We start from the raw sequence: 18,696 nt of genomic DNA, 5'->3' as shown, positions 1-18,696 counted from the left end.
GTAGGCCGGTCCGTAATTGCAGGGCCGGAGGAGACGCCGTTAAGCAGGCAGCCCGGTGGCTGTCTGTAGGCTCAGACTGAGCACGTCTGACGGTACGCCGTCCGCCCCATACGTCCCCCTTCCTTGGGATTGAGTAGACGGGCGACGCGGAAACAATGCCAGCCAACAAGAGGCCGGCGCATCGAGAATCATCCCCGATGCGCCGGCCTCTTTTGTTGTTGCGCGAAATCGCCGGCGGCCTGATAGGGGCTCCCTCTGACGAGGGAGCTGTCAGCCGCAGGCTGACTGGGGGAGAGATAGCTGGAACGTGACGTTCCAGCTATCTCTCCCCCACCCGGCTTCGCCGGGAGCCGACACCCCGCCCGCAATCAAGGACGGGCCTGTGGCCCAACCTGAGTGAATCATGGGAATCGTCGGGGAGAATCTTGGGTTTTCTCGGCTCTTCCTGAATCGCGCGTTAGGCTTACGTGCGCATTGTGAAGCGCATGGTGAAGTATGTCATGGGGATGATCGAGATGGGTTCTGCTTCGGTCTCAACATTGGATATGGCGTCATCGGCATGGTTGATGCAGATGTCGCTGGTCCGGGGCGTATTGCCGCGGACCGTGTTCATAGTCACCGCATGCGCCGCGGTCGCACTCGTCATATCGCTCGCCGTCGCGCTCGTCCGCCCGACTCAGGTTTCCAGCCAAGCTTCCAGCCCGGCTCCCGGCAAGCCCGCGGATTCCGCCGTCACACCAGCCTCCGCAACCCCGTCCGCAGCCTTCCTCCCCGCGCTCGCCATCCCCGCCGCCGCGGTCGTCGCCGGCCTCGTCGGCCTGCTGCTCGCCTGGTTCCTCTCCGACGGCATCATGGTGTTCGGTGTGTCGCTCGGCTGGCCGGTCATCATCGCCGTCGCCTGCGGGTTCGCCGGTCTCGGCGCGATCGCCGCCGTAATCGTCGTCGCGAACCGTCGCCGTGCGCCCCGCGCCGCCGCCCGCCGCATCACCCGCGCGATTGCGGTCATCCTTATCCCGCTCACGCTGCTCGTCACCGCGCTGCGCGTCGACGCGATCTTCGGCGAATACCAGACCGTCGGCAGCGTCGTCGGGTACACGCCGTACCCGTCGCTCGACACGGTGACCGTCCATCGCGCGGCGATGACGGTCGCGCAGTGGCGCGCCGCCGCCGCGCGTCACGACGCGCCGGACCATCCCGCGCACGGCCGCATACTGTCCGTGACCATCCCGAACACGAAATCCCATTTCGCGGCGCGCAAGGCGATGGTATACCTGCCGCCGGCCGCGCTCGCGAAGCGGCCGCCGCGGCTGCCGGTCATGGAGCTGCTCGCCGGGCAGCCGGGCAGTCCGGGGCGGCTGGTCGCGGCCGCCGGCCTCGCGCGCATGATGAACGCGTACGCCGACGCGCATGACGGTCTCGCGCCAGTCGTCGTCGTGCCGGACCAGAACGGTGCCGACACGCACAACAGCCTGTGCGCCGACACCAGCCAGGGCGACGCGGAAACGTATCTCACGCGCGACGTCGTCGCATGGACGAAACGCACGCTGCCCGTCGCGACCGCCCCGCGCATGTGGGCGATCGGCGGATTCTCGCAGGGCGGCACGTGCACGACGCAGATCGCGCCGCGCCACCCGGAACTGTACGGCGCGATGCTGCCCGTCGACGGCGAACTCAAGCCGACCAACGGGTCCGTCGCCGACATGACGAAGAACTACTTCCGCGGCCGTCGCGCCGACTACGACGCGCAGGTGCCGGTCAACGCGCTCGCCGCGCTCGACCCCGGCGAGGCGCGCGGCCTCGCGCTGTTCGCCGGCGCGGGGGAGCGCGACAAGGATTCGGTGCGCAACATGCGCACGATCGCCGCGGCCGCGCGCAAGGCCGGCGTGGGCGACGTGACCGAGATCGTCGTGCCCGGCCACGGCCACGACTGGCATGCGGTGCAGGCCGTGTGGAAGCCCGGCGTCGACTGGTTCGGCGCGCGCACCGGGCTCGGCGCGATGACGAAGGCCGTCAAGGATTACCCGCAAGTGGAGGTGCAGGAATGATGGAGGTGCAGGAATGAGCGGAGAGAAGGCACAACGGAACGGGACGGCCGGACAGGCGCAGCCCCGGCAGGCGGGCCGTCCCCGGCAAGCTCAGCCCCGGTCGCAGGCCGGTAAGACCCGGCCGACCACCCAGGCGTGGCAGGCGCTCGCCGGCGACGCACGCCGATGGGCGGACGCGCATCGGTTCGCCGTCGGCGCGACGCTCGCGTTCACGGCGGTGAATCTCGTCGCGTGGATCGCGGCGGCCGTCACCGGATTCGACTTCCCGCTGCGCCTGCACACCAGCATGGCCGAATTCAGCTTCGGCAAGCTCCTGTGCTCGCTGTTCCTCGCACGCGGCGTCATCCAATTGGTCTTCGACGCGTTGCTGTGGCTCGTCATGCTGTCCATCGCCGAACGATGGCTGGGCCGCGCGCGCACCGTGCGCATCGCCGTCGCATGCGCGCTCGGCGGCGTGATTGTCGGTCTGACATTGTGCGCCGCGACCGGGTCGCTGCTGCATGACACCCGCATCATCGAGCGCATCTCGTTCGTGCTGAGCCCGCTCACGCTACCGGTCGGCGCGCTGATGGCCGCCAGCGCGTACTGCACGCACCTGTGGCGGCAGCGCATCCGTCTCGTCGGCTACGTGGCGATCCTGGTCACGCTGCTGTACAGCGGCAATCCCGGCGGCTACTGCATCCTCGCCGCCGCGATCATCGGCCATGTCGCCGGCGTGGTGATGCGGCAGCGCGAACGTCGCGTCGGCGCGCTCGACGCGACGCACGACGCGACGCGCGCCGAAACCGACGCCTCGGCCGGAACCGAATCCGCCGAAACCCGCTGGCACTGGCTGCGCGGCACCTCGTACGAAATCCGCCGCCTCTACGCCGCGATCGCCATCGTGCTCGCGCTCGGCCCGGTGCTCGCCATCACCGCGCACACGCACGCCGGACCGCTGAGCACGCTGGGACTCATCATGAGCCCCGCCGCGGCCGACGACGGCACGCTCGCCCGCTGCATCGCCGGCTCCACGCGCACCGACTGCTTCCTCCAGTTCGACCTGCTGCGCACGTCGATGCCCGGCGCGGTGCTGCGCTCGCTGCTGCCCACCGCCGTCACGCTCGTGCTCGCGTGGGGCCTGTACCGCGGCCGCCGGTTCGCCGCAGTCGCCTCCATCGCCGTCAATCTCGTCACGGCGGGCGTCGCGGTCGCCTACTATCTCGTCGTGCCGCTGCGGTTCGCGCCGGACGGCGTCTACTCGCTCGTCGACCATGGCGCGTTCGCCGCGTGCGTCGCGAACGCGCTGCCGCCGTTCGCGTTCGCCGTGGCGCTGATCGTCGGTCTGCGCCGGTTCCCGGTGCGCGTCGGATGGCGGCGACTGGCCGGCGGCGCGGCGGCGTGCGTGCTCGCGCTGCTCGCATGCACGGCCGTGTACCTGCTGTACGGTCTCGCGCTTCCGGGCGAGTTCGCGCCGCGTGCCACGGCCGCGACGCTGCTCGCCGAGCTGCCGGGACGGTTCCTGCCGATCGGTTTCCTCAGTCACGTGCGACTCGCGTTCGTGCCGGTCACGCCGCTCGCGTCGATCGTGTACCAGGGCGTGGGACTCGTGTTCTGGATCGTCGTGCTGGTGGTCGTCGTGCGGTGGATGGGCGACGTGACGGCGGTCGACGAGCGTGCGCGCGCCCGTGCGGAACGGCTCGTCGAGGCCGGCGGCGAGTCGATGAGCTTCATGACCACGTGGGAGGGCAACGAGTATTGGATGTCCGATTCCGGGCGGTCCGCGGTCGCGTATCGTGTGTGGGGCGGCGTGGCGCTCACCTGCACCGGGCCGTTCGGTGATCCGTCCGAGTGGGATGATGATCTGATTGCGTTCTCGAAGTATTGCGCGTCGCGGTCGCTGACGCCCGCGTTCTACGCGGTGCATCGCGAACAGCGCGACCGGCTGCTCGCGATGGGATGGCAGTCGATCGAAGTGGGCGGCGAGATGGTCGTCGACCCGCGGCAGTGGAAGACGACCGGCAAGAAGTGGCAGGACATCCGCACCGCGATCAACAAGGCGAAGCGGCAGGGCGTCGTGGACGTGTACTCCACGTTCCTCGACGCGCCGCTCGACGTGCGCGAGCAGATCGAGGACATCTCCGAGGAGTGGGCGCAGGGCAAGGCGCTGCCGGAGATGAAGTTCACGCTGGGTGGCGTCGAGGAGCTGCGCGACCCGCGCGTGCGGCTGCTGTACGCGATGGACGCGGACGGCCGCGTGCTCGGCGTGACCAGCTGGCTGCCCACGTGGCGCGATGGGAGGATCGTCGGATGGACGCTCGACTTCATGCGGCACCGTCCGGACAGCCCGAACGGTGTGATGGAGTTCCTGATCGCGCGTATGGCGGAACGGTTGCGGGATGAGGGGGCTTCGGTTGGTTCGGATGGGGCTGGCTCGGCTGGGGCTGGGTCGGCCGTCGAGTTCATGAGCCTGTCCGCCGCGCCGCTGGCGGGCATGAATCCGGAGCGGGACAACACGCTGCCGGGCGGCGCCGGTGACGGCATCGAGGTGCTGCAGCATGCGCTCCAGCTCGTGGCCGACTGGATGGAGCCCGCGTACGGTTTCCACTCGCTGTTCAACTTCAAACGCAAGTTCCAGCCGAGCGAGGAACCCGTATACGTGTGCTACCCGGATGCGGCGAAGCTCGCGCAGATCGGCCTGGCCGTCACCCACGCCTACGTGCCGTCCGTCACGCCCGGCGAGATAGCCGGCATGCTCAGGACCCTGCGCAAGTAGTCTTGGGGGCATGACTGATACGAATGAGAACAAGAGCAATGCGACGAACGTCGCCTATTTCGCGGGCGGCTGCTTCTGGGGGCTGGAACGCTACTTCCAGAACGTGGACGGCGTGACCGACACGACTGTCGGCTACGCGCAGTCCACCGTCGAGAACCCGACCTACGAGCAGGTGTGCGCGGGTCAGACCGACGCCGCCGAAACCGTGAAGGTGACGTTCGACCCGTCGCGCGTGACGTTGCGCACGCTTTCGCTGCTGTTCCTCGAGGTCATCGACCCGTTCTCCGTGGACCGTCAGGGCGAGGATTCCGGCCGCCAGTACCGTACCGGCATGTTCTTCACGTCCGATGCGCAGCGGTCGACCTACATCGCCGCGATCGAGCAGCTGATCGACCGTCAGCCGCAGCGTCCGGCCGTGCTCATCGAGCCGCTGCGCAACTTCTACCCGGCTGAGGCGCATCATCAGGATTATCTGGTGAACAATCCCGGCGGCTACTGCCATATCCCGCTCGCCGCGATCGCGAACGTGAAGCGCCGCCAGAAGTACGTGGAGAAGATTTGGGACCTGACGCTCGAACAGTTCGCGGTGACGCAGAACGCCGCCACCGAGCGTCCGTTCGTCAACGAGTACGACCACACGTTCGAGCCGGGCATCTACGTGGACATCGTGAGCGGCGAGCCGCTGTTCTCGTCGCGCGACAAGTTCGATTCCGGCTGCGGCTGGCCCGCGTTCTCGAAGCCTCTGGACGCCTCCTCGCTGACCGAGCATGCCGACGACCGCGTGCCCGGCCGCCCGCGCATCGAGATCCGCACCGCGGACACGCAGATTCATCTCGGCCATGTGTTCGAGGACGGTCCCGCCGAGCGCGGCGGCCTGCGCTACTGCATGAATTCGGCCTCGCTGCGGTTCGTGCCTCGCTCCCGCATGGAGGCCGAAGGCTACGCCAAGTGGATCCCGGCGGTCGACGGCGATGCCGACGGTGACGGTGTGGATGGTGCCGGTGCGGCTGGTGTGGCCGGTGTGGCCGGCGAGTGACGGCGCGGCTCGGCCAGCATCCGTTCTACCAAATCAATCATCACGTCCTTTTCGTCAGGGTCGCTTACCGCTACGAGTAACGTGATGGCCGCAAGATCGTTGTTGGTGATTTCCGGCGTATGGCCGCCGGCGAAGGCGTCGGCGTTTCCCTCAAGGAATCGCACGAACAGTGCGGCGGCCATACGTTTGTTGCCGTCGGCGAACGGATGGTCCTTGACCATGAAATACAGCAGATGCGCGGCTTTCTCCTCGACTGTCGGGTACAGGTCCTGGCCGTCGAAGCTCTGATAGATGGCGCCGATGATGCGTTCCACGGATTCGCCCCGTTCCCGTCCGAGCAACGAATCGGCGGGGTACGCCTGTCGCAGGCGCATCGCCAGAGCATGGACGTCATCGGCTCCGAGTTTCCAGACCGGATGTGTTTGTGGTTCAGGAGATAGTTCGCGCGCATCGTAGTCGCGCAGCATGTCCAATCCCGGCAGGTAGCTTGATACCACATCCGCGATGCCGGCCGCCAGCTGGTTGTCGCTGCGGGCAAGCACGTTGACGATTCTTCCCAGTTGTTCCAGACGTCGCTTGTTGGCCGCATAGCCATCGATGAGGTATCGCCTCAGCACGGTGGTGGCCCAGCGGCGGAATTGCACGCCGCGTTGCGATTTCACGCGATAACCCACGGAGATGATGACGTCGAGATCGTAGTAGGTGACAGGCTTGTCGGATTGGGCAATTTGCACTTTTTGCAAATTGCTTTCTCCGTTGATTTCTCCTTCCGCAATGGCGTTGGTGATATGCCGGGAAATCGACGCTACGGAACGGCCGAACAGCTCCGCCATCTGGGCCTGAGTCAGCCATACCGTGTCGCCGTTCACATTGACTTCCAGTTGTATGGTGCCGTCCTCGGAACGGTACAGTTCAATGTTCTTGGCTGATTCGTGGGGCGGCGTGTTCGTGACGATGTCTGATGATGCGGCCACGTCGGGCTCATCATCGGCATCGGGCAAGATGATGCCGGTGAGGCTCGCCGTGGCCGGTGTGAGCGGGCTGGTGAGGGCGTCGAGCGCCTGCTCGTACCGCTGCAGGAAATCCTGCGTCGGATTTCCCTCGCGTTCCGCGCGCGATAGCGCCGACTGGGTGGTCCCCATGGCCTTCGCCACCGCGCCCTGCGTGACGTGCAGTCGCCGGCGCTCCCCGCGCAGCTCCTCAATGCTTTTCATATCCCTAATATAGCATATGTGCTATATGCAACACGTCGAGCGCGAACCTGACGCTCTTCCTGGCGTCGCGCGGTGGGTGGGGGACGGCGGGCGATGGGGCGAACGGCCGTCGGTTCGCGCTCGGCTATCCGCGTCCGGCCTGCTCGTTGCGGATGGAGGCGTAGACCTCCGATGCCCATGCGGTGTACGGGTCATCGTGCTTGCCGTCGAGCGGCTGGTAGTTGACGTCCGTATGCATCGCATGCGTGCCGGCGCTCGCGGTGATGCGCAGTTCGGTGGGTTCGTCCACATGGTATTGCGCGCAGACGGCGCGGTAGTCGTCCATGAGCGAGCGGCCGTAGTCGAAGAACGCGCGTCGGCTCTCGTCGGGTTCGTTGCGGAGCAGGTCGCCCGCGCCGACAAGGCCGTCTCCGGCGCGGAAGAAGCAATCCCACTTCGATGCGTCGTTCTGCACGGATGCATGCACGTAGATGGTGCTGATGCGCCCGTCCTTGATGGCGTTGGCGTCGATGAGGGAGCGGGCGTGGTCCGCCATGCGCATCTGGAGAATGGAGGTCTTCTGCTCGAACGGGTTGAGGTTCTGTTGCGCAAGGTGCGGGGTGCGGCGTGCGTCCGCCGTCTGCGCGCGAGCCTGCCGTTCGGCGCGCTCCCGCGCCTCCCGTTCCGCGGCGGCGAGTTTGCGCGCGCTGAGGAACAGTGCCGCCCATACGATGATGAGCGCGAAGTCGGCGGTGAGTCCGAGGAACAGTCCTCGGATGCCGCCGTAGGTGATTGCAGACCAGATGGTCACGCCGATGCCGACGGCGATAATCACCGGCAGAAGTATCAGTATGCGGCGTTGTCTGCCCGCATAACCGGAATTTCCGGGGTTGTTTGGGTTGGGAGACTTGTTGCTGCTGGCCACCGTGCCGCTCCATTCCGTCCTGTGGTTTCGTGTTCGCTCCGATCGCCCGGACTCGTTCGATGGGCTATGCGTCTGCGCGTTCTGACCGGAGCCGCGTTTCCTCCAGATTATCGCCGTGCAGGGGAGCGCGGGGCGGTGGGCTCGTAAGTTCATCCGCTGTTCATGTGTATCGCGTGGTGTTGTTTCACGTGAAACAACACCACGAAGCCACCGTCCGGGGCGAAGGCTCGGGGCGTTGGTGGGTCCGCGGCGCCGCCCACTGTCGCGTCACTGCGCGTGCGGCGTGACGCTCCACGCGCCGCCGGCGGCACGGTCGTACAGCAGCAGTGAGTCGTCGCCGATCGGCCGTCCGTTGCGATACAGCGAATGTGTGTCGCAATACCACAACTCCGCGCGATGGCGCCCCGACTGGCGTCCGGCTGCGGCAGGCTCACCCGTGCCGATGCCACAGCGGCGGTAGAGCGTCGTGGTGACCGGCGTGTGACCGACGATCTGCCGGTATCCGACGAGCGGGTCGAGCGCCAACTCCTCCATGCCGGTCCAGACCGGCGACGGAATCGATCCGGGCCAGCCGCCGCGCTCATATCCGACCATTACGCCGAACGGCCGGATGCCGCCGGCGATATGCCCTTGCGCGAACGCGTCGATCGCATCGGCTACCTGCGCTGCGCCGGGGATGGGGGAGCGGGCGCCGGTCTTTTCGGTGGAGCCGCCGCCCGGCAGTATCTCATCCGGCAGCGGCTTGTTTGACAATGGTTCTCCCGGCAATGGCTCGCCCGCATCGGCGAGTTTGCCGATCATCCACTCCCACCATGCCTGCGTGACGCCGGCGTGCGAGGCGAGTACCTGATTCCCGCGCGCATCCGCGAACCCGTAGGCGAGCCGCGGGCGCATCATGTGCAGCAGATAATGCACGTCCGGATAGGCGGCATCGTTGTAGCCGGGGCAGGTGTCGCGGAATGCGCGATGGTCGGCCATCGCGGAATCCGCCCAGTAGGTGAGGTCGTGATTGCCGAGCAACACGATCACCTCGCGCTGCTCGCGTTGCCGATTCACCCACTCCGCAAGCCGTTCGAACGCGGCGACCTCGCCGGCGGCACTGATGCCCCACTCGTTGAGCAGGTCGCCAAGCAGGACGATCGTGCCGGCGTCGGTGCGATCCGCCGTCTCCTCGATGATCGGGCAGATCTTCGCGCTCTTGCAGTGGATGTCGCCGGAGAAGAGGATGCGGTCGGCGCGCGAACCATCCTGCCCAAGCCCGCGCCGCCATCGTTTCGCGCGCTGCGGCGGTTCGGGCAATACGCGTGCCCTGGCGATGGCCGCAGACCCGTCTTGGTCGTCGGCATCGTACGTGCCGAAGATGAGATCGTCAATCCGCATGATTCCGTTCCTTTCCCGCTTGCCGTCTTACACGATGCCCGCCATATATAGCGGCATGTCCTTGATGGCGCCGCCGTCGTGGTGCTTACGGGTGGAGAATCGGAAGGCGGCGGGGAAGTCGTACTTACGTACGGCGGCTATAAGCGATTTGGCTTGCGTGTGATTGCCTGCCTTGACCTCCACGGGAATGATCTCACCGGATGTCTCATAGAGAAAATCAAGTTCTCCGCTGGAGTTCGATGCGGACCAGTAGCAAGGCGTCGATTCGAGTTTCGCCGTCAGATGTTGGCAGACGAATTGCTCGATGAGGGCTCCTTTGAACTCTTGGAACAACCGATCCCCTTCGATGAGGGTCTTGACGTCCAGCTCGCTCATGGCGCCAAGCAGTCCGACGTCGAGGCTGTAGAGTTTGAAAGCCGCATCATCTCTATAGGCGCGTAGCGGATGCATCGGGGCGCTGACGCGCGGCACTTGCAGTACCAGAGAAGAATCCTTGAGCCATTGGATCGCCAGTTCGAAATCCTTGCCTCGGCCTCCGGATCGTACCGCCCCGTAAATGAACTTTTTGTTCTCGCGTGCAAGTTGGGAAGGCAATGAATCCCAGACCTGATTCAGTCGCAGGGTAAACGAGGCTCCGCGCTCACCGGTGCCGGTATGTTTGGAGAAATCATCCCGGTAGTCGGCCAGCAATGTGTTCTGAATGGTGCGGATGGCCGTGAAGTCGACGTTCGGGAACGTTCTGACGAATCCAAGTACGGCGTCGGGCATGCCTCCCGTATACAGATAGTAGCGGAACCACGTCATGATGTTGTCGTGCATGACGTCGATGAGGTCGAAGTTCTGCGAGGTGAGCAGATCGGCCATGGCATCCTGACCGGCCGCATCGAGGAACTCCAGGAATGTCAGTGGATAGAGTTTCAGCCGATGGACCTTGCCTACGGGGAACGAGGTGCCGGGGTGCAAGGCGATGCCGAGACTGGAACCTGTGGCGAGTACGTGATATTGCGGTGCTGTTTCGGCAAAGGTCTTCAGCGAAAGCAGTGCACGAGGAACCTCCTGCACCTCATCGAAGATGATGAGTGTATCTTCGGGGGTGATCCGAGTCCCCGATTCGATGGATAGTGCCGGGATCAGCCGCTCGACGGTGATGCTTGACTCGAAGAGGGCACGCATGGTGGCGTTGTCGTAGAAAGAGACGTATGCGACTTTGTCGTAATGGGTGCGCCCGAATTCGTTGGCCAGCCAGGTCTTGCCGACCTGACGGGCGCCTTCTAGCAGCATCGGCTTGCGGTTGGGGGATTTCTGCCATTCCTCCAGACGGTGCATCAGAAACCGCTTCATTAGGCCATTCCTTACATTTTCATGCGCACTTTTTAATGTTTATGCTACATTTTCATGTGGACTTTTTGCGTAAATAGGCACATTTTCATGTGGACTTTGGGTAGGGGACGACGAGGGCACGCACTGCCCGGTTTGTTTCGCTGGGCTTGTCGGCCTGTCTCCCAGTTGGCCTCGGCCACAATCACCTTGGCTGTTTCAGCTGGTCAGGTGGCGGTAGAGTTCCGGGTCGAGTGGTTTGGCGAGCCGCAGCGTGGAGAGCGTCACGTTCACGCGTCCCTCGCCGGACGCGGTGGGTTTCGTGGTGAGCGTCGGCCGGTCAAACGCGGCGACATGGCCGACGTAGTAGTACCGCCCGTCAGCCTCCTCCGCCTTGCGCATGACGAACAACGGCACGAAGTGCGTGCGCTGCCAGTCAGTCGCGCCCGTATGGAATCAAGACAGTCGTTTCGCTATGGCAAGACCAATGCGGTGTGGGATTTCCGTGACTAGGGCATTGCCCATGCAGAAGGCTCGGTGACCGTCGGTCATGCCGTCGTTGGTCCAGCCTTTGGGGAACATCTGGAGCTGGTCCAGTTCGTCGGGCACCAAACGGCGAAGGCGTCCATCCTGTTCGACCACGTGCTTGGTACGGCTGGCTCCGGCTCCGCCCTCTCCGGTCAGGATGGTACGGCTGGGGGCGGAGGGGGAGTCCGGGAAAGCGACAGGTCCTTCGGAATACGTGTACGTGTATCCGGCGGCGGTGGTCCTTTCCTCGCGCTTGCCGCCCTTGAGATACTGCCATGACGGCAGTTTGGCATCATCAATCCAGAACTGTTCGGGCACTTCGGAAGCGGGTACAAGCACATCGCCGAGCGTCTTGTGCGGTCCGTCGTATACGGCGTCAACGCGCATGGTCAGCACGTGGCCGTCGATCATGACGCCCGCATTGCGGAACACGCTGACCTTATCGCCCTTGCCGAAGCTTTGGGTGATTTCATAGGGGTCTTCACCGATATCGAAGCTGGCGGGCTCTTTCTCCTTCACGCTGCGAGTGATGGGGAACGCTTGTGCCATGACGCCGGTCGACAACAGTTGGGTTTCCGGCTCGTCCCATGACCCGTTGCGCTCGGCGTAGATGTACACCCTTCGGCGTCGTTGGGGCATGCCGTATTCGGCCGCGTTCACGACGTGCCATTCGGCGTTGTATCCCAAGCGGTTAAGGCAGGAGAGAATAATCGCGAAATCGCGTCCGCGTTGGCTTGCGGGGGACTTCAACAGTCGATCCACGTTCTCCAACAGCACATACTTGGGATGGCGCATTTCCAAAAGACGGTTGATGCTCCACCACAATACGCCCTTACGCCCTTCGATGCCGGCGGCAAGGGCCAAAGGCTTGGCGACGCTGTAATCCTGGCAGGGGAAGCCGCCGACGAGCATATCGAAATCAGGGATGGTGCGTTCGCCGGCCTCGACCTCATCCAGTACCTTGGCGATGTCTTCGTTCACGCAGGAACCTTTGCCGAAGCGTTTCTCATAGCAGCGCCAAGCGAACTGCTTGGTCTTCTGGCCCATGGGCTCCCACTGGTTGGCCCACACGGTGTGGAAAGGCCCGGCGGGCTTCATGTAGAAATCGTCTCCGGGATTGCCGTAGCCATCAAGTCCAAGGCGGAACCCGCCCACGCCGGCAAAGAGCTCGGCGACTCTAATCTCGTTGGCCACGGCAATCCTTTCGATCCGAACAGATGTGCTCGAATGTCCTGTTCGACTATGCAAAATCCATCAATCTAGCGGTAGACCTGGACTACATTAGCAAATCCTGCACTTGTTTGAACATGTACTCCATGTTGAGCCACCAAGCCTGCTTGGTCATATAGTCGTTCGTGAATGCGGGACTATCGGGCTTGTTATTCCAATGAGCCGGTGCAGGAAGCCGGCGGGAATTGTTGACAAGGCGTGGTCTTTTGTCGGATGCTTTTTCGTAGTATGGAGGGCAATATTGTGCCTTCGCGGCATCGGGGCGCAAATGAAGAATTCTATCATCCGCAGGTTTGACGAAATTGTTATAGACCCTACCGTTCTGATAGCGGAGTCGGACTCCTTCGCGGATTTTGCTGACATCTTCCTCCCATACCGATTGGATTTGGCCGTGGAGGTCCTCCGCGCTGACGCTCCAGAATTTTGCTCCCATAAAACGAATGCCAGCGGGATCGGTGTCTTCCTTGCTGGGATTTTCGTTATTGAACACAAGTAGCAGGAAACGCTGTGATTCCAACAGGCCATACAAGTCGGACGAATCCCATTCAGTCTGTCTGGTCAGTTCGAAGAAATCAGGGATGCCCTGTACCTTGAAATGCTCTTTCGGTCTGCCATGGAAAAGAGTAATGGTTTTAATGCGTATCTGACCATTGTTGAACTCTTCGACATTGAGTTTGTCGAAATCAGAGTCCGTCCCTTTTCCCTCATCGGGACCGGTGAGATGCAACATGCGTCGAATGGCCATATATGCGAGATTTTTGGGCACTTTTGTGTTGGGCCACGAAATATTAAACCGCCTTGTGATTTCAAGCATGGTTTGTTTCTCATAAGGACGGAAATAGTCGAGGATGATATCTTCGACAGAGCGTTTTCCAAGAGCTGCCGCGTCTCGAATAAGACTCTGAGGTGGTTCTTCTCCCAAAATGTATTCTTGGAGAATTGTCGTCATGAATCCCTGCCTAAAGCAATATGCTCGGCTTTTGGCATATTTGCCGTTTGCTTGCGTGGTGTAGCGATAATCTCTATTGCCCTTGGTGCATGTGCCTAAAGTTCTTGTGAGCGACTCCGTAAGTTCAGATGCTCGTCCTTCAACAATGAGCTGGTGGATTTTGTTCCAGTCTTGTTCGATTTCCGCCATATGCTTGTCGGATAATCTGATTAGGTTGCTGTTTGGAAAATCTGGCTCATCGATATCTTCTAATGCAAAGAGATTTGCGTATTTGACTTTATATTTGCGCTTATCTTCATCCTTTCTTTTATTTGAAACATCGCGACGTAGATATTGAATGACTTCAAGGAACTTGTTCTTGTTCCAGAATGAGCTTGTGGTAAAAGAGGAGAACCGTTCGTTGCGATAATTAATAATGTTGAGAACGAGCCGTTCTCCTGCTTGGAAAACGATAATGCCATTGACCCTTTTGACGTCAATTGGCGTTACCTTAAGCTCGACGCCTGCCTCTGGGAAATCCGGGGCAGAAATGTTGTCGGCTTGGTGACTAAACCATATTTGTTCAATGACGTTTCCGGGATAGCCTTTATTGTTGGGGCTCTTCGTATTGTCTGAATCGATTTCTCCCAGTGTTAGGTCGATTGCGTCGAGGGCGTGCTCTTGTATGGCCTTCTTGGTGCGGTATTCGCTTTTCCCGAATAGAGGAGACATTACCCTGTCGGCGGCCTTCTCGTCTGTTCCGAGCCAAACGTGATTTGCCATTTCCGTAGGAGTAATCCATGCAATCACGCTGCCGTCTTCAAGGTGACGAATCATCTTATCGGGATAGCAAATGTATGTCGTTACGCGACAAGGTATGCTGTTGAGCACAATATCCGTTCGGCACAATTCGGTGCCAATCTTGAGCTCTCCTTCGTACATTCCATGAAGGACACGTTCGAGCGTGGTGGTCGCGTCTTCTCCTTCATGCTGTTCTCCACCTGGAAGTGACCACACGCCGTCATCATTATGGGGAGGCGCTACGCACGCGACCGCACTGCCAATTAGGCAAACGGCCTTGATGATGTATGTGCGGTTGTTTGTGGTCGATTGTCGTTTTGCCATATCATCTCCGTTGATAAGAACACTATGTCGTTTTACTCTTTCCTTCATCCTATCCACTACCTCCCCACCACATCGCGTTTCCCCGTAATACCAAGCAGCGCGAACGGACGTTCCGCGTCAAACGGAAACAGAATCGTGCGCGCCAGATGGAATTCCAACCCATGATTGTATCCCCGAATCGACGGTCGTACGCCAACTGGTGCTGAACAGGCACAACCGCACCCTGAACGTCACCGGACCATCCGGCATCAGACAGGAACTCAGCCGCACAACCTACATCGCAACCTACGGCACGACGACCACGAACGCAATCGTAAGCGGCACATCCCGATTCACGCCGAACGGTTAATTGTCGTGTGGCATTCCAGCCAACCAGCATCCTCCCACCCGTCAGCGCCAGCAGCGCGTTTAGCGGCAGCCCGCGCCGCCGCCTTCATAACCTAGGCCGCCGCCGCTTCCACGCGGTGAAAGCGGCCTTCGACTACGCGATTGCATGGGTGGACGACGACATGTGGTGACATGATGCAAACGAAGATGCAAAGGAACACTTATTGACGTCTTGTCAGAGAGCATTGGTGCTTGTGTAGGGGGTTTAGCGATTCCGCTGGGAACTGATGCGACGTTTGAGCAGATAGCTTGATAGACGATCGGCCATATTCCGCGCTTTCTGGAATGCATGTAACTTGGTTCATCCCATTCGGTTTCCAACGGAACCCGATAACGACCTACGGAGTTACTCGCGCATGCGTCTTCGTCATGCTCGCCGCCTAATTCGCTGTGACCGCCAGCAGTTTGGTACAGTCATCGGACAGGTTTACGACGTCGTCAAGCGTTTCGGCGTGGAACGACTACTCGCGGCCGGACTGCGCGCCGTCAACGATCGCGCCGTCGCGGATGAACGGAATCGGCGATTGTCGCCTGACTCACATGTTGCGGTGTCGCCTATAGCGCCGAGGAACGAGGCTTGAAGCGTGCATTGGGGGCACCGGCGATGAGGGCTTTCGCGTCGTCGTCGTACCGGCCGCCTGAGATACAGGCGATTGCGCCTTTGTTCTTGAACTCCATCTGCTGGCCTGTTGTGCTGAGGGATTCGATGTCGGTGATCGATGCTCTTCCATTTGCGATGCGAAGCGTGATATAGGCGATATTCAGTCGTTCGCAATCATTCAAGCTGTCGGTGATGATGCGGTGAATGCTCACCGTCGTTTCGGATGCCGCCAGCTGGTCGAGCTGATCGTTGATATCGTTCCTTACCAGTACGGGCGGTCGGTTCTGCCGCCAAAGATACGGACTGATGGAAGTGGGGAACCGTAAGGTCGCAGCCGTCATGGGAGGGAACAGGATGCGATCGATGTGATAGGGGTCGGGGTGGTCGTCCGAATCGTAGTGCTGCATCTGCAACGATTTGACACCGAGCTCGGAAGCGATGTCTTTCCCGTCGATGCCGACGAGTCCTGCGTAGGGATTCGCGTCATGATGCATTTCGTAATACTGGTGGAACAGACGAACGGCGATTACGGTGGTGATGATCGCCGGAATGCCGAACAGCAACGCTGGCACGATGCTTCCGTGCTGATCCAACTCCATCACGGCCCCCATAATGGCGAACACCCAGCAGAACAAGGCGAACATAGTGTAGAACCACGCCATGCTGAACTGCTGTGAGTCTGCCGCCTTCTCTGCGTCTGCGCGAGGGGCGTCGGTGCCGGTCCAACTGGTGGTACGCCACGATTGTTCGGGAGGCTCCGGGGCGGGAGACTCCAACGACGCGGGAGCGGCGTCGGCTTGCCGGATGCCGGTATATTGCGTGCCGTCCTGATCGTCGAATGGCTGCTGGAACTGCGGTTCGGGAATGGCGCTCACGATCCTCCTCGGTCGATGCTCATCGGTTCATCCTGTCTCCATTGTCCTACTCGGAGAGGGCGCATGGCCGTGAATATCGTTCGTGGGGAGGCGATGTTCAGATACGTTTCTCCCTTTGTTCCGCTGCCATTTAACTGTCGAAAGGGCAATGTCGTTTGCGAACACGTCTGGTCATGCATGCGGGAGTAGGGGAGTTGACATCCATCGCGGAACGGCCACTTGTGGCCGGACGGCTATCCGCCCACGGTCGCGCCGTTGCGCACGAACGACATCAGGCGGTTTTGTCGTTTGCTCTGCTTATTCCACCAATTCGTGTAGCTGCCGCACACTGATGACCCGCCCATGCCGTGTCATGAACGAATCATCACCGCCGTAGACCAGCACTTTTTGATTGGCATCACATCCCATCAATTCTCCTAGGGAATCCAACGTGGCGAACGCGTGGGGATCATAAGTGGAGGACGCCTTGATTTCCACGAGATACCGTATACGCCCCGCCTTTTCGACAATCAGGTCGGCTTCCTTCTGGTTGGAGTCGCGCCAATAGTAGACGTGTGGTGTCTTGCCGCGCGAGTAGTACTCCTTGACGATTTCCGAAACGACCATGTTCTCGAATAGATGCCCACGAAACGCATTGTTCGAACGCAGGTCATCCACACTTTCCAACCCCAACAGGTGTGCGGCCAGGCCGGAATCGTAGAAGTACAGTTTCGGCGTCTTTGTCAGACGCTTGCCGAAGTTGCGGTAATACGGTTGCAGGCGGAATGTAACGAAGCTCGCTTCGAGAATCGACATCCAATCACTGGAGGTATTTGTGCTGATGCGAGCGTCGGCGGCAAGGGAACTGTCGGAGGTGAGTTCTCCGATGCGGTAGGCGCACAATCCGAGGAATCGCCTGAAATCGGCGAGCTTGCGCACTCCCAGTTCGCCGCGCACATCGCGTTCCACATAAGTGCTGACATAGGTGTCGAAGAAGCGGTTCGGGGACAGGCGGCTGGAATATAGACGGGGGTATCCGCCTCGGAGCAGCCATTCGTCGAGATTGCCGGGCTGAAGCCCGGCCGCCAGGATTTCGGAATAGGTCAAAGGAAGCAGATACGTGAGCCCCACTCGTCCGGCCAGTGATTGCGAGATGGACTTCAGCAGCAGGAAGTTCTGGGAACCGGTGAGGATGAACTGCCCCGGTTCGTTGGTGGCATCGACGATGCCTTGGAGATACGAGAACAGCTCAGGAACGCGTTGTGCTTCATCGATGATCGTGTGCTTCGGGTACATGGTGAAGAACAGGCGCGGATCATCCTCGGCGAGATGCCGAGTGTCCGTATCTTCCAGGCTGACGTATAGGAATTCCGGATGTAGCTCTCTTGCCAGCGTGGTCTTGCCGCTTTGCCTTGGGCCTGTGATGGAAACCACGGGGAATCCGGCGAGCAGTTCATCGATATCCGTGGCCAATGTCCTAGGTATCATTATCTTCCCGTCATTTCAACGATTATCGACTCCTACTGAGAGTTTAACATAACTTCTACTGACAGTTTTGCATAGGAGATACTGACAGTTTGACATAATACCTACTGAGAATTCTGCATGGAATCGTGACTGGTTGCTTCGCGCATGGCGCGGGCGTCGCGGGAGGCACCGTCGCTGCCGTCAGGCGTGGTTCCAGCGCTCTCGATGACAGCGCCGCTGCTACATGTTGCCGCCGACGATCTCGTCGTAGAGGCGGGCGAGGCGGTCCTCGCGCTTGGACTTCACGAGCTCGCACTCCCACACGTCGATCACGCGCCAGCCGGCCGCCCGGAGCTCCGCATGCTGGCGGCGGTCGCGCTCGCGATTGCGCAGCAGCTTCGCCGTCCAGAACTCCACGTTCGACTTCGGCGTGCTATGCCGCGCGCACCCCTCATGCGCATGCCAGAAGCAGCCGTTCACGAACACGATCGTGCGCCACTTCGGCAGCACCACATCCGGGTGCCCGGGGTAGCGCTTGTCGTTCTTGCGGAACCGCAGTCCGCGGCGGAACAGGTAGCTGCGCACCAGCATCTCAATCGACGTGTCCTTGCCGCGGATATGCGACATCGTGTACGACCGGGTGCCGCGCGCGTATTTCTCCGGGGGCTTCGGGGTCACCACGGGATCTGCGCCTCGTCGCCCGAGAACGGGCTGTTGTTCGAGAACGGGTCGCCGCCCGAACCCGAGGCGGAGGGGCGCACGCCTGCGCCGCTGCCCGCCGTTGTGCCGTCCGTCGTCACGCCGTGGGCGAGCTCGTCCAGGAACCCATCCACCTCGGCGACGTCGTATCCCTCCTTGAAGCGCACGGTCTGGAACGTCCGGGCTGCGAGTTCGGTCGCCGTCATCGGGTTGCCGGCCTTCAGGC

At 61.5% G+C, this 18,696-nt stretch carries 13 protein-coding genes and 1 pseudogene; 3 read left to right on the top strand and 11 right to left on the bottom strand.

All coding sequences use genetic code 11. From position 1 onward, the window contains the following. The first annotated feature begins 545 nt into the window (after positions 1–545). The 3 genes from AC1AYP_RS03935 to msrB are packed head-to-tail and all read left to right on the top strand — an operon-like array spanning position 546 to position 5,836. On the top strand, positions 546–2,045 hold the full coding sequence (locus tag AC1AYP_RS03935; protein ID WP_476546801.1) for an alpha/beta hydrolase: 1,500 nt from the start codon (positions 546–548) through the stop codon (positions 2,043–2,045). A 13-nt stretch (positions 2,046–2,058) separates the two neighbouring features. After that, a complete protein-coding gene (locus tag AC1AYP_RS03930; RefSeq protein ID WP_476546800.1) occupies positions 2,059–4,800 on the top strand; it encodes a bifunctional lysylphosphatidylglycerol flippase/synthetase MprF in 2,742 nt (913 codons plus the stop codon). Positions 4,801–4,810: 10 nt separating this feature from the next. After that, a complete protein-coding gene (gene msrB / locus AC1AYP_RS03925; protein ID WP_476546799.1) occupies positions 4,811–5,836 on the top strand; it encodes a peptide-methionine (R)-S-oxide reductase MsrB in 1,026 nt (341 codons plus the stop codon). Here the strand turns inward: msrB and rhuM are convergent. From rhuM to AC1AYP_RS03870, 11 genes and pseudogenes are all read right to left on the bottom strand, one after another. Then, positions 5,740–7,050: a RhuM family protein gene (rhuM, locus tag AC1AYP_RS03920; RefSeq protein ID WP_476546798.1), complete on the bottom strand. Its 1,311-nt coding sequence runs from the start codon at positions 7,048–7,050 to the stop codon at positions 5,740–5,742. The two genes, msrB and rhuM, sit on opposite strands and share 97 nt — an antisense overlap. A 124-nt stretch (positions 7,051–7,174) precedes the next feature. Continuing rightward, on the bottom strand, positions 7,175–7,954 hold the full coding sequence (locus tag AC1AYP_RS03915) for a hypothetical protein (RefSeq protein ID WP_476546797.1): 780 nt from the start codon (positions 7,952–7,954) through the stop codon (positions 7,175–7,177). Positions 7,955–8,221: 267 nt separating this feature from the next. Beyond that, complete coding sequence (locus AC1AYP_RS03910) at positions 8,222–9,334, bottom strand: metallophosphoesterase (protein WP_476546796.1); 1,113 nt, start codon at positions 9,332–9,334, stop codon at positions 8,222–8,224. A 27-nt stretch (positions 9,335–9,361) separates the two neighbouring features. Continuing rightward, positions 9,362–10,675: an ATP-binding protein gene (locus AC1AYP_RS03905; protein ID WP_476532493.1), complete on the bottom strand. Its 1,314-nt coding sequence runs from the start codon at positions 10,673–10,675 to the stop codon at positions 9,362–9,364. 195 nt (positions 10,676–10,870) lie between these two features. Continuing rightward, positions 10,871–11,089, bottom strand: a pseudogene (locus tag AC1AYP_RS03900) (DUF3427 domain-containing protein); the annotation flags it as partial. A gap of 18 nt (positions 11,090–11,107) precedes the next feature. After that, the gene (dcm, locus tag AC1AYP_RS03895) at positions 11,108–12,373 is read right to left on the bottom strand and encodes a DNA (cytosine-5-)-methyltransferase (protein ID WP_476546795.1); all 1,266 of its coding nucleotides are present in this window, start codon (positions 12,371–12,373) and stop codon (positions 11,108–11,110) included. 82 nt (positions 12,374–12,455) lie between these two features. Next, entirely contained in the window at positions 12,456–14,462 is a 2,007-nt protein-coding gene (locus AC1AYP_RS03890; RefSeq protein ID WP_476546794.1) for a Sau3AI family type II restriction endonuclease, read from the bottom strand. A gap of 942 nt (positions 14,463–15,404) precedes the next feature. Beyond that, the gene (locus AC1AYP_RS03885) at positions 15,405–16,325 is read right to left on the bottom strand and encodes a hypothetical protein (RefSeq protein WP_476546793.1); all 921 of its coding nucleotides are present in this window, start codon (positions 16,323–16,325) and stop codon (positions 15,405–15,407) included. A 297-nt stretch (positions 16,326–16,622) separates the two neighbouring features. Then, complete coding sequence (locus AC1AYP_RS03880; RefSeq protein ID WP_476546792.1) at positions 16,623–17,777, bottom strand: ATP-binding protein; 1,155 nt, start codon at positions 17,775–17,777, stop codon at positions 16,623–16,625. A 234-nt stretch (positions 17,778–18,011) separates the two neighbouring features. Further along, on the bottom strand, positions 18,012–18,449 hold the full coding sequence (locus tag AC1AYP_RS03875; protein WP_476546791.1) for a very short patch repair endonuclease: 438 nt from the start codon (positions 18,447–18,449) through the stop codon (positions 18,012–18,014). Continuing rightward, a complete protein-coding gene (locus tag AC1AYP_RS03870) occupies positions 18,446–18,694 on the bottom strand; it encodes a DivIVA domain-containing protein (protein ID WP_476546808.1) in 249 nt (82 codons plus the stop codon). Before AC1AYP_RS03870 ends, AC1AYP_RS03875 begins: the two co-directional genes overlap by 4 nt. Between the last annotated feature and the right edge of the window lie 2 nt (positions 18,695–18,696).

It is taken from the genome of Bifidobacterium sp. LH_424 (assembly GCF_056356895.1).
The sequence above is the reverse complement of the archived record's forward strand: the minus strand, read 5'-3'. Positions and strand labels throughout refer to the sequence as shown.